Genomic DNA, 11430 nt, shown 5'->3' with positions numbered 1-11430 from the left:
GTCGGCATCGCGCTGTTCCCCGACCACGCCCCCGACTTCGAACTCCTGCTGCAGCGCGCCGACGTCGCGATGTACAACGCGAAGGAGGAAAAGGATCTCCGTAACGTTCCTGCCGGATCGTCCCTATCCGGCGTTCATCGGGCGTTCGGCGATGCACGGGAGGCTCCCGGGGCGATGTCCCCTCGGGTGCTCAGGAGTCCTCCCCCATGTACGCAACCCCCTCCAAGGCCGGGTCCCGGCTGAGACGCGCCGCGCTGGCGGCCGTCGCCGCCGGTCTGGCCCTGGTGCTCGCCCTCCCCGGGACGGCGGCGGCCGCCCCGGCCCGCGCGGCGGTGCCGGTGCAGCTCATCTCGATCACCGACCTGCACGGATACTTCGGGGACTACACCACGACGGTGCCCGGCGCGCGCGCCGGGGAGCCCGCGCAGCGGGTCGGCGGCGGCGCCTACCTGACCACCCACATCAAGCGGCTGCGCGAGGGGAAGCGGAACTCGATCCTCTTCTCCGCCGGGGACGACTTCACCGGCTGGCCCAACGAGACCGGCTGGTTCTGGAACGAGCCGACGATCGAGTACCTGAACTCGATCGGGCTCGACTTCTCGACCGTCGGCAACCACGAGATGGACCGGGGCCTCGCGTTCCTGCGCCACATGGTCGACGGCACCTGCGAGGGCCGCCCGGACGACGACCTGTGCTTCACCGACTCGACCGGCCGCCGGTTCCGGGGCGCCGACTACGGCTACTTCTCCGGCAACCTGGTGCACGACCGCAGCGGCAGGCCCGCGCTGCCGCCCTACCACGTGGAGTACGTGGACGACGGGCGCGGCGGGCGGCTCCCGGTCGGGTTCGTGTTCGCCACGTCGAAGCTGACCCCGCAGGAGCAGATGTCGTACAACCCGAAGGGGGTCGCGTACCTCGACGAGGCCGACACCGTCAACAAGTACGCGAAGGTGCTGCGCGGGAAGGGCGTGCGGGCGATCGTGGCGGTCGTCCACGAGGGGTTCTCGCAGCGGAACGGGTCGGGGTACGACGAGTGCGTCGACCCGTCGGGCCCGATGGTGGAGTACAACGCCCGGATCTCCCCGGACGTCGACGCGATCGTCACCGGGCACTGGCACGCGCTCGTCAACTGCATGCTCCCCGACCCCGCCGGGAACCCGCGTCCGGTGGTGGAGGCGGCCAACCACGGCAGGCTGATCAACGAGATCGGCCTGCACCTCGACCCGCGGACCGGTGAGGTGCTGCGCGACCGGACCACCTCGGTCAACCACGCCAACACCCAGGACGTCCCGCCCGACCCGAAGACGCTGGAGATCGCCGACCACTGGCGGAAGAAGGCCGTGGAGCGGGGCAACACGCCGGTGGCGACGGTCACCGGCGACCTGACGCGGGAGCCGGGGGAGGGCGGCGAGTCGAGCCTCTACAACCTGACCGCCGACGCCTTCCACTGGGCCGCGAACCGGGACGGGCGCGCCGACCTGGCGGTCGCGATGCCGGGCATCCTGCGCCGCGACGTCCGGTACGCGCCGGACCCCGCCAACCCCGCCGACGCGCCCGGCCGGGTCCTGTTCTCCGAGGTCGCGCTGGGGACGGTGTACGACGGCGGCATCGGGGTCGGGCTCGTCCGGGGCGACGTCACCGGGCGGCAGCTCGACGCGCTGCTGGAGAGCCAGTGGCAGCGGGCCGCCGACGGGACGGTGACGTACCGGCCGATGGCCGTCTCCGGCAACGTCCGGTACGCCTACGACCCGTCGAAGCCGGTGGGCGAGCGGATCGACCTGCGGGACGTCCGGATCGGGAAGCGGCCCGTCAAGGCGCACGCGACCTACCGGATCGCGACCCTGGCGAACAACTTCTTCGCCAAGAACGCCACCCCCGGGTTCACCGCGCTGTTCGACGCGAAGCGGCAGGACCGCAGCCTCTACAACGGCGGCGACGCGCTCTGGCGGTACCTGGAGCGGACGTCGCCCGCGAGCGCGCCCGAGCCGGGACGGGCGACGCCGAAGTCCTGACGCCTCCGGATCACGCGCGGGACGGGACGTCCGTGCCGACCAGCTCGGGGAGGAGGGTGTCGCGGAGGGCGGCGAGCGCCGCGGACTCGGCGGCGGCGGCCGCGACGCGGCGGGCCAGCGGCGCGACCGTCTCGCCGAAGCGGCGGGCGGCGGCGTCGCCGGGCCACGGGACCTCGTACCGGGCCAGGTCGGGCCAGGCGGCGCGGGGCATCCGGGTGCCGTCGCCGACGGCCGCCGCGTGCGCGACGACGTCGTCGCTGGCGAGCGCCGCCAGCAGCCAGGCGCGGTGCGCCGCCTCGCCCGGGCGGACGACGAGGATGTCGGTGGACGCGACGCCGTCCACGAACGCGAGGCCCACCTTGTGGAAGTACGGGCGGAGCCTGCCGAACAGGACGTCGCCCGCCGCGAAGCGCGTCTTGCCGCTGCGCACGTCCGCGGCGCCCGTCCACGTGGTGAGCCACATGTGGCGGCGGGGGACGTGCTCGAGCGCGATGTACGGCTCCCCGTCCGCGATGCGGGACGCCGGGACGAGGTCGCGGACGAGCGCGCCGAGGGCGTCGAGCCGGACCGACGTCCGGGCCGCGGCCGCCGCCTCGTCGTACCTCGCGCGGACGAGCTCGTCGGCGAGCGCGGCGAGCCGCCCGTTCACGGCGATCTTGTCGTCGAGGGCGCCCAGGACGTCCGCGGCGCGGTCCTGCCGGGCGCGGGACGCGCGCGGCACCGGCAGGCCGGTGAGGATGCCCTGGGTGAGGAGCGGCTGGCCGGACCCGAGCCGGTACCGGTTCAGGTCGAGGGCCTTGAGCAGGTAGTGGACGTAGCGGGGGTTCACGCCGTCCCGGGGCGTGACGATGATCGCGTTGTCGGTGACCCAGCAGCGGTCCGGGCTGTAGTGGACGGTGCCGCAGTACGTGCCGACGCGCCCGACGACGACCGTGCCGGCCTCCGCGTTGAACCGGTCGGACGCGCCGATCACGCCGTTCGACCCGTACGTGCGGTACGCGGTCCCGGGGGCGGGGCGCGCCTTCCCGTTCGCGAGGTCGACGAGGTCGCCGAGCCGGACGGTTCCGCCCGGCCCGTCCTGCGCGCGTCCCGTCACCCGTGCGGCCCGTCCAGCCGGGCCCGGACGACCGCGTCGAGGCGGGCCGACTCGTCCATGCAGGCGAGGAGCTCCTTGGTGAGGCGCTCGATGCGGTCGGAGGCGGGCTCGGCGGCCTCGACGGCGGGGGCGCCGACGTAGCGGCCCGGCGCGAGGACATGCCCGTGGCCGCGGATCTCCCGCAGGGACGCCGAGCGCGCGAAGCCCGGCTCGTCCACGGGACGGCCCGCGCGCCAGTCGCGGTGCGCGGTCGCGATCCGGCCGATGTCGGCGGGCGTCAGGAGGCGTTCCGTGCGGTCCACGAGGGTGCCCATGCCGCGCGCGTCGACGAAGAGGACGTGTCCCGCGCGGGCGCCCTTGTCGCGCGTCAGGAACCACAGGCACGCCGGGATCTGCGTGGTGCGGAACAGCTGGGGCGGCAGCGCGACCATGCAGGACACGAGGTCGGCCTCCACGAGCGCCGCCCGGATCTCGCCCTCGCCCTTCTGCGTGGACGACATCGAGCCGTTCGCCATCACGACGCCCGCGGACCCCGTGGGCGCGAGCTTGGCGAGGATGTGCTGGATCCACGCGAAGTTCGCGTTCCCGGCGGGCGGGACGCCGTACCGCCAGCGGGGGTCGTCGGCCCGGCGGTACCAGTCGGACATGTTGAACGGCGGGTTCGCGAGCACGAAGTCCGCGCGGAGATCGGGATGGGCGTCGGTGTGGAAGGTGTCGGCGCGGCGCAGGTCGCCGGTGATGCCGTGGACGGCGAGGTTCATCCGGGCCAGCCGCCACGTCCGCTCGTTGGCCTCCTGCCCGAACACCGCGATGTCGTCCCGGCGGCCCCGGTGGCTCAGCACGAACTTCTCCGCCTGGACGAACATGCCGCCGGAGCCGCAGCACGGGTCGTACACGCGTCCCCGGTACGGCTCCAGGATCTCCACGAGCAGCCGCACCACGGCGGCCGGCGTGTAGAACTCGCCGCCGCGCTTGCCCTCGGCGCGCGCGAACCGCTCGAGGAAGTACTCGTAGATCTCGCCGAGGACGTCGCCGGGCCCGCTCGTCCCGGGCGCCTCCGTGCCGAGGCTCGCGCCGTCGATGAGGCGGACGAGTTCGGCGAGGCGGCGCCCGTCCACGGTGGTGAAGATCTTCGGGAGCGCCCCGGCCAGCGCGGGGTTCGCCGCCATGAGCGCGTCCATCGCGGCGTCCAGCGCCCGGCCGTCCCCGGCGGCGGCCAGCGCGTCCCAGCGGGCCGGCTCCGGGACGTCGAACGCGCCGGAGCCGGAGGCCCACTTGAGGAACACCAGGCCCAGCACGAAGTCCTTGTACTGGCCGGCGTCCATGGAGCCGCGGAGCTTGTCCGCGGACCTCCACAGGATGTCCTTCAGATCCGTCCCCCGTCAGAACGTCGTTCGCCGCAGCGTCAGCCTGACCTCGCCGGTCCGGCGGTCGGTCTCCTCGGCCGCGACGTCGAAGCCGTGGCTCTCGGCGAACGCCATGGCGGTGAGCCGCCCGTACCGCTGCGCCACCTTGTCGAGCCACCCGGAATCGTACTTGTGCCGGTCGAAGCCGCTGATGATCGCCTCGAACGTGCCGTCGGACGTCCGGTGGAAACCGAGGTCGTTGCTGGCCGAGCCGATGAACTTCCGCCGCACCACCACCTCCGCCTTCTCCGGGCGCCTGTCGCCCTGGTAGCCGTAGAGGTGCGTGGGGGACGCGTGCGACTCGACGTGGTCGAACCCCAGGTCGTTGAGGACGCTGACGAGGCGTTCCTGGTCGGTGATCGTGGTGCGGACCTTCGTGTAGTGCGACATGGCGTCCTCCCTTGGGACGGCTCAGGACAGCCGGACGACGGGTTGCCGGTCGAGTACGAGGGTGTTGCGCTGGATGTCGTAGGCGGAGACGGTCAGGCGCTTCTGCGCGTCCACGCGGAAGTCGAGCCGGAACCGGTCGACGCCCGCCTCGGCGGGCGGGTCGGCCTCCAGGAACGTCGGGCTGTCCTCGTTCAGCCACAGCCGGGAGCGCTCCTGCAGCCGCTGCGCGGTGACCGCCACGGTGCGGGCGCCGCCGTTCGCGTCGAACATGATCTCCAGGTCGGAGCTGGCCTCCCGGTAGCTGGCGTGCGCCAGCTCGTACACCGCGATGCCGAGATGCCTCTGCCCGTTCCGGATCGCCTTGATCGTCAGCTTCTTCACCGGTTCGGGCGTCGGGTACTCGGTGCCGGCCTCCACCAGCGTCTCGAACTCGTAGGCGCCGGTGTCGCGGTTGACGTGCCGGATGGCGTAGTCGTGCTGGATGTGGTCGCTCAGCTCGTAGCCGCCCGCGATCCCGGCCGCGCCCGCCGCGACGGCCTCCAGCGGACGGTCGAGGTGCAGCAGGTCCGGCGGGAACTGCAGGGACAGGACGTCCTGCACGGCCGGGATCAGGCTCGTCCCGCCCACCAGGAACACCTTCGAGATCTCGTCGGCCGGGAACCCCTTCGCGGCGGCGCCGTCGAGCGTCTTGCGCAGCGCCCGGTTCACCCGCCCGAGGACGTCCTTGCGCTTCAGCAGCCCGTCGAACTCGGCCCGGGTGACCTCCATGCCGAACCGGCCGGACTCGATCTTCGCCGCGTCCTGCGTGGTCAGCGCGACCTTCGCGCGCTCCGCCGAGCGCAGCAGCTCCCGGAAGACCCGGTTGTACTCCTCGGTGTCGCCGAACGGGACGCCGGTCTGCTCGGCGACGTGCTCGGCGAGCAGCGCGTCGATGTGGTCGCCGCCGAGGTCGAGGCCCGCCTTGGAGATCGTCCGGACGGACGAGCCCGCGGACGCGTTCGACGGGTCCAGCACCTTCACCACGGACGTGTCGAGGGTCCCGGCGCCGAAGTCGAACACCAGGAACACGTCCCCGGGGTTCAGCCGCGCGCTGTACCCGACCGCCGCGGCCGTCGCCTCGTCCACCACGCGCAGCCGCGCCGCGCCGCCCGCCTCCTCGCCGACCTCCTGGACGAGCCAGTCCCGGTAGGTGTCGAACGACTCGACGGGCGCGGTCGCGACGATCTCCAGGTCGCCGGAGTCGACCGCGAGGGTCGCGGCCGCCATCACGTCCGACAGGAAGCGGGTCGCGGCCTGCCGCGCGGTGACCGTCCGGTCGCCGCCGAGCCGCCGCGGGATGTCCACCGCCCGCCCCGTCACCGCGCTCTTCATCGACTGGAACGCCGCGTTCTCCGGGTCGCCCGCGATCTCCGGCGTCACCTGCGCGCCGATCCACCGGCGGTCGCCGCCGCCGGAGAACGCGACGCGGGACGGCACGACCCGCTGGTCGACGCCCCGCGCCCCCTCCCGCCGCAGGTCGAGACCGGGCAGCGGGATCGGCTCCCCGCGGTCCAGGTCGTGGTCCCAGCCCGCGACGACGGTGTTGGCGGTGCCGAAGTCGATGCCGATACGGGTCGTCATCGTCCCCCTTCCACAGGTCTCCTCCGCATTCTTCCGTGATCTCCTCTCCCGCGCCGCCCCTTATGCCGTTGACTCACAGGCTGATGTCGTGCTCCCCGGCGGTCAGCTCGACGGCCTCGCCCAGTTCGACGTCGAACCGGAACCGGTGGATCAGGGCCGCGTCGAGCAGTTCGAGGACGGCCCGGTCCCGTCCGGTGACCGCGGTGTGCGCGAGCGCCGCGCCCACGGCCCCGAGGTCGCGCGGGACGAGGTCGGCGACGGGCCGCCGGACCAGCGCGGGCACCTCCCGCAGCCGCAGGTCGAACAGGTCGACGCGGCCGTCGCCGTGCCCGGCCGCGAGGAACTCGCCGCCGGGCGACAGGGTCAGCCCGGTCGGCCGGTCGCCGGACGGCGTCCGGTGCACGTCGACGACGTCGAGCGTCGCGCCGGTCAGGAAGTGCAGGTCGCCGGTCCGGTCGGCGATGACGACCTGCCCGGTGCGGGGCAGCACCCCGAGGCCCATGCAGCCCCGGATCTGCGTGTGCCGCGTAGAGACGCGCCGCCCGTCCGCGACCCGCAGCAGGACCGTCCAGCCCTGCGGGTCGGCGCAGGCGACCGTGTCGGCGTCGGCGAACCCGACCTCGGCGACCGTCCGGCCCGGGTGGGCGCCCGCGGCGTGCCCGGTGGCCGGATCGATCAGGTGCACCGAGCGGCCGAGCAGCGCGAGCCGTCCCGACCCGCGGTGCGCGACGATCCGCCGCGGCCACTGCCGCCGCCCGAGCCCGAACTCGGTGATCGACCGGACCGCCACCGGGCCGTCCGCGCCGCCGAGCAGCAGGTCCCCGTCGCGGGTGCCGGCCGCGAACGTCCCGTCCCCGGTCAGCGCGAGCGAGGTGACGGCGCCGTGGGAGGCGTGCAGGGTGCGGTCGGCGCCGTCCGCGCACCGCACGACGCGGCACGGCCCCGCCCCGTGCCGTCCCCGCTCACCGGCGAGGACGACGCCGTTCCCGGCGTGCAGGACGCTCCCGACGGGGGAGTCGAACCAGTCGTAGCGCTCGGCGAGCCGGGCGGTGCGCAGGTCGAACACGCCCACGACGCCCGCCCGTCCCGCGACGGCGAGGAACGGGCCGTCGGGCGCGAACGAGACGTCGTCGACGCCGTGCCGGAACCGCAGCCGGGCCCGCGGCGCCGCCGTCCACGGCGCGTCGTCGCCGTCGCGCAGGCCGGACGCGATCCCCGCCAGGTCGGCCGCGCGGAACAGCGCGAACAGGCGGCGCTCGTCGTCGCCGCCCGGCGTCCAGCCCTCGAACAGCCGGAACAGCCCGGCGCCCGTCGCGATCGGCACGTCCTTCACCAGCGACCACAGGTCGTCCCACGCGCGGCGGTGCGCGAGCTGCTCGGCGAGGTAGCGGGTCTCGTCGGCGGACATGTCGCGGACGCGGGCGCGCCGGTCGTCGCCGACGATGACGCGGACGAGGTCGAGTTCGCCCGCGGCGAGCATCGCCGTCCGGAGCCGCGCCCGCTGGTCGTCCGGGCGCGACAGGTACGCGAGCGACAGCAGGCTCCCGTCCGGATCGAGCGCCCGGTACTGCCGCGGCTGCCCGGTGAGCAGGAAGAACGCGGCGCGCGCCACCGGGTCCGCGGGCGCGAACCGGTGCTCGGCGCAGAACTCCGCGAGCGCGGGATCCGTGAGCGCCCGTTCGCACAGCTCCTCGACGAGCGGACGGTCGTGCACCGCGCCGAACTTCTCGGCGGCGATCTCCCGCAGCGGGTGGCCGCGCATGGCGAGCGCGTCGAGGAGCGCCTCACGGTACGGCGTCCGCTGCAGGATCACGGCGTCCGTCTCCAGCACGACGACGGTGAACGGGGCGATCCCCGCGTCGTCGGCCGGGCGCCACCAGCGCAGCAGCGCGGCGCCCGCCTCCTCGTCCGGGTCGTCCAGCCACGCCCGCCACAGGGCGTCCAGCGCCGGGCCGGGCGGCGGTTCGCCGTTCGCGAGGAGGGCGTTCCGCAGCGGTGTGCCGGGGCCGCTGTCGGCCGCCCACAGCGCGTGCAGCATGGCTCCGGTCGCGTTCCGGCAGAACGCGGTGGTGTGCGCCCGCACGTCCGGGTCGGGGTCGGTGAGCAGGTCGGGGGCCAGTCCGGCCTCGGCCGCCGGCCACGCGCCGTCGAGCCGGTCGTGGAGCGCGAGCGTCACGAGGCGGGCGGACGTCCGCGCGGCGACGGCCCCCGTCTTCAGGACGGCGTCGCGCAGCCCGGGGTCGCGCGTCCGGACCCACCATGCCGCGATCCGTTCCCGCGCCCGCTCGTGCAGCCGGTGGCCGGGCGTCCGCGCGATCCGGACGAACGCCTCCCGCGCGCCCGGGTCGCCGCCCGCGGCGTCCACGAGCAGCCGCTTCGCCGCGCGGGCGCCCCATGGGCCGCGCCGCCCGCTCGCGACCACCCGCCGGTCCGCGTTCGTCCGCTGCGCCATCGCGGTCCTCGCTCCTCTCACAGGCCGATGTCGTGCTCGTCCGCCATCGTGCGGACGTCCCCGCCCGTCGCGACGTCGAAGCGGAACCGATGGTGCAGGCACTCCCGCAGGAGCCCGAGCACCTGCCGCGCCGGACCGTCGGTGGCGGGGACCGCCAGGGCGGCGTCGACGAGGCCGAGGTGCCCGGGGCCGAACTCCGCCGGGGAGCGCCCGACCAGCCTCGACAGCATCCGCGGGCGCAGGTCGAACAGGTCGATCTCCCCGTCGGCGTGGCCGACGGCGAGGAACTCGCCGCCGGGCGCCGCGGCCAGGCAGGTCGCCCCGGCCCGGGAGTGCAGGATCTCGGCGTCGACGGGCTCCAGCCGTTCGGCGCCGACGACGTGCAGCGGCCCCCGCCGCCCGGCGACGACCAGGCGGTCGTCGTGGGGGAGCGCCCGCAGCCCCGCCAGGCCGTCGAGCGCGGTCGTGCCCACCCGCCGCGCGGGCCCCCGCCGCCCGTCCCGCAGCGACAGCCGCGCCACCCGCCCCCGCTGGTCGGCGTGGACGACGGTGTCGGCGCCGGCGAACGCGATCCGGACGCCGAGGTCGCCGGGGCGCACCGCGGAGCCGGTCCCGGCCGCCGGGTCGATCACGTGGACGTCCCGGGCCAGCACGGCGATCCGCCCGGTGGCCGGGTGCGCGACGACCTGCCGGGGCCGGTGCCGGACGTCCACGCCGAACCGGTCGAGCCGCCGCGCCTCGACCGGACCGCCGTGCGGCGCGCCCAGCAGCAGCTCGCCCGCCGCGGTCGTCGCCGCGTGGCTCCCGTCCGCGCCGGTCAGCGCCAGCGAGGTGATGGAGCCGGGCGCCACGTGCAGGGTCGCCTCCCCGTCCGCCGCGCAGCGGACCAGCCGGCACCGGCTCTGGCCGCGGTTCGTGCGCTCGCCCGCGACCACGGTCCCGTCCCCGACGTGCAGGACGCGCTTGACGGCGGAGCCGAAGCCGCCGTGGACCCGGACGGTGCCGCCGGTGCGCACGTCCAGGACGCGGACGGTCCGGTCGGCTCCCCCCACGGCGAGGAACGGGCCGTCGGGGGCGAACGACAGGTCGTTGACGCGGCCGGGCACCCGGAGGGCCGGCCACCAGGCGCGCTCCGCCCAGCCCGTCTCCGCCAGCCGCCGCAGGCCCCGCGCGACCGCCTCCGGGCGCGCGGCCCGGTACAGCTCGAACAGCCGGCGGGCGTCGCCGTCGCGCGGCGCCCAGTCGTCGAAGTACCCGATCAGGCGGCTCCCGGCCGCGAGCGGCAGGTCGAGGACGAGCGACCACAGCTCGTCCCACGCGCGGCGGTGCGCGAGCTGCTCGGCGAGGTAGCCGGTCTCGTCGGCCGACATGTCGCGGACGCGCACGCGCCGGTCGTCGCCGAGGATGACGCGGACGAGGTCGAACTCGCCCGCCGCGAGCATCGCCTCGCGCACCCGGGCGCGCTCGTCCCGCGACGCCGCCGCGTAGGCGAGGGACAGCAGGCCCCCGTCCGGGTCCAGCGCGCGGTACTGCTCCGGCTGCCCGGTGATCAGGAAGAACAGGGCGCGCCTCGGCTCGTCCCGGGGGGCGAGGCGGTGCTTGCGGCAGAAGCGCCGGCTTCCCCCGTCGGTGAGCGCGCGCTCGCACAGCCGGTCGACGAGGCCGGGATCGCCCAGCTCGCGGATCTTCCGCATCGCGATGGGCCGCAGCGAATGCGTGCTCGGCAGGGACAGCGCGTCCACCAGCGCGTCGCGGTAAGGGGGCCGCCGCAGGACGTCCGGGTCCGTCGCCACCGCCGCGACGGTCAGCGGCTCGCACGACGCCGCGATCGTCGCGGGCCGCCCCCACCGCAGGAGCGGCTCGGTGAGGCCGTCCGCGTCCGGCCCGTGGAGCCAGTCGTCCCACAGGGCGTCCAGCGTCCCCGGCGGCGGCGGGTTCGGGTTCTTCAGCAGGACGTCCCGCAGCGGCGACTCCCAGCGGGCGCCCGCGGATTCCCAGAGCGCGTCGAGCATCGGGCCCGCGGCGGTCGCGCAGACCGCCCTCGCCCGCCGCGCGATCTCGGCGTCGTCGTCGGCGAGGAGCGTCCGCGCGCACTCCGCCTGGCTCTCGTCACCGGCCTCTAGCAGTTCCAGCACCGCCACCCGCAGCGGACGGGGCAGGCTCCGGCCCTTCGCCAGTTCCAGGACGGGCTCCGGATCGCGGGTCGCGCCCCACAGCGCGAGCAGCTCCCGCTCCGCCGCCTCCCGGCCCGGACGCCACCGGTCGGAGGCGATCGCGGCGAGGCGGTACAGGGCACGGTTCCTCTTGCGGACCGGCGCCGGACGTCCCCTGGCGATTCGCCGCCGGTGGGCCCGGCCCGACCAGACGGCCGCCGCGTCCTCGCACCGCTTCACGAGTCCGCCCAGCGCCTCCACCACGAAGTCCAGGGGGTCCCACAGCCGGTCCAGCATCGTC

The 11430-nt window shown here is 75.2% G+C and carries 7 protein-coding genes; 1 reads left to right on the top strand and 6 read right to left on the bottom strand.

The genetic code is table 11. The annotated features are described in order from the left end of the window. Positions 1 to 206: 206 nt before the first annotated feature. Positions 207 to 2012 carry a bifunctional metallophosphatase/5'-nucleotidase gene (locus AB0L25_RS38270; protein WP_500178194.1) on the top strand — a complete coding sequence of 602 codons (1806 nt, stop codon included), beginning with the start codon at positions 207 to 209 and terminating at the stop codon, positions 2010 to 2012. Positions 2013 to 2022: 10 nt separating this feature from the next. Here AB0L25_RS38270 and AB0L25_RS38265 read toward each other — a convergent pair whose 3' ends face one another. The 6 genes from AB0L25_RS38265 to AB0L25_RS38240 all read right to left on the bottom strand — a co-directional run bounded on the left by AB0L25_RS38265 (position 2023) and on the right by AB0L25_RS38240 (position 11426). Continuing rightward, positions 2023 to 3108: a restriction endonuclease subunit S gene (locus AB0L25_RS38265; protein ID WP_500178192.1), complete on the bottom strand. Its 1086-nt coding sequence runs from the start codon at positions 3106 to 3108 to the stop codon at positions 2023 to 2025. Further along, positions 3105 to 4469, bottom strand: a complete 1365-nt coding sequence (locus AB0L25_RS38260; protein WP_500178195.1) for a type I restriction-modification system subunit M — start codon at positions 4467 to 4469, stop codon at positions 3105 to 3107. The genes AB0L25_RS38265 and AB0L25_RS38260 overlap by 4 nt, the downstream gene beginning before the upstream one ends. Positions 4470 to 4490: 21 nt before the next feature. After that, a complete protein-coding gene (locus tag AB0L25_RS38255; RefSeq protein WP_500178190.1) occupies positions 4491 to 4904 on the bottom strand; it encodes a DUF1257 domain-containing protein in 414 nt (137 codons plus the stop codon). A 21-nt stretch (positions 4905 to 4925) separates the two neighbouring features. Then, on the bottom strand, positions 4926 to 6524 hold the full coding sequence (locus tag AB0L25_RS38250) for an Hsp70 family protein (protein WP_500178188.1): 1599 nt from the start codon (positions 6522 to 6524) through the stop codon (positions 4926 to 4928). Positions 6525 to 6597: 73 nt separating this feature from the next. Further along, entirely contained in the window at positions 6598 to 8976 is a 2379-nt protein-coding gene (locus tag AB0L25_RS38245) for a hypothetical protein (RefSeq protein ID WP_500178186.1), read from the bottom strand. Between the two features lie 17 nt (positions 8977 to 8993). Further along, the gene (locus AB0L25_RS38240; protein ID WP_500178185.1) at positions 8994 to 11426 is read right to left on the bottom strand and encodes a WD40 repeat domain-containing protein; all 2433 of its coding nucleotides are present in this window, start codon (positions 11424 to 11426) and stop codon (positions 8994 to 8996) included. Between the last annotated feature and the right edge of the window lie 4 nt (positions 11427 to 11430).

The organism is Spirillospora sp. NPDC052242 (assembly GCF_040679555.1).
In the GTDB taxonomy this organism is placed as follows: Bacteria; Actinomycetota; Actinomycetes; order Streptosporangiales; family Streptosporangiaceae; genus Spirillospora.
Note: the sequence above shows the minus strand (reverse complement) of the source record. Positions and strands in the feature narration are given on the sequence as shown.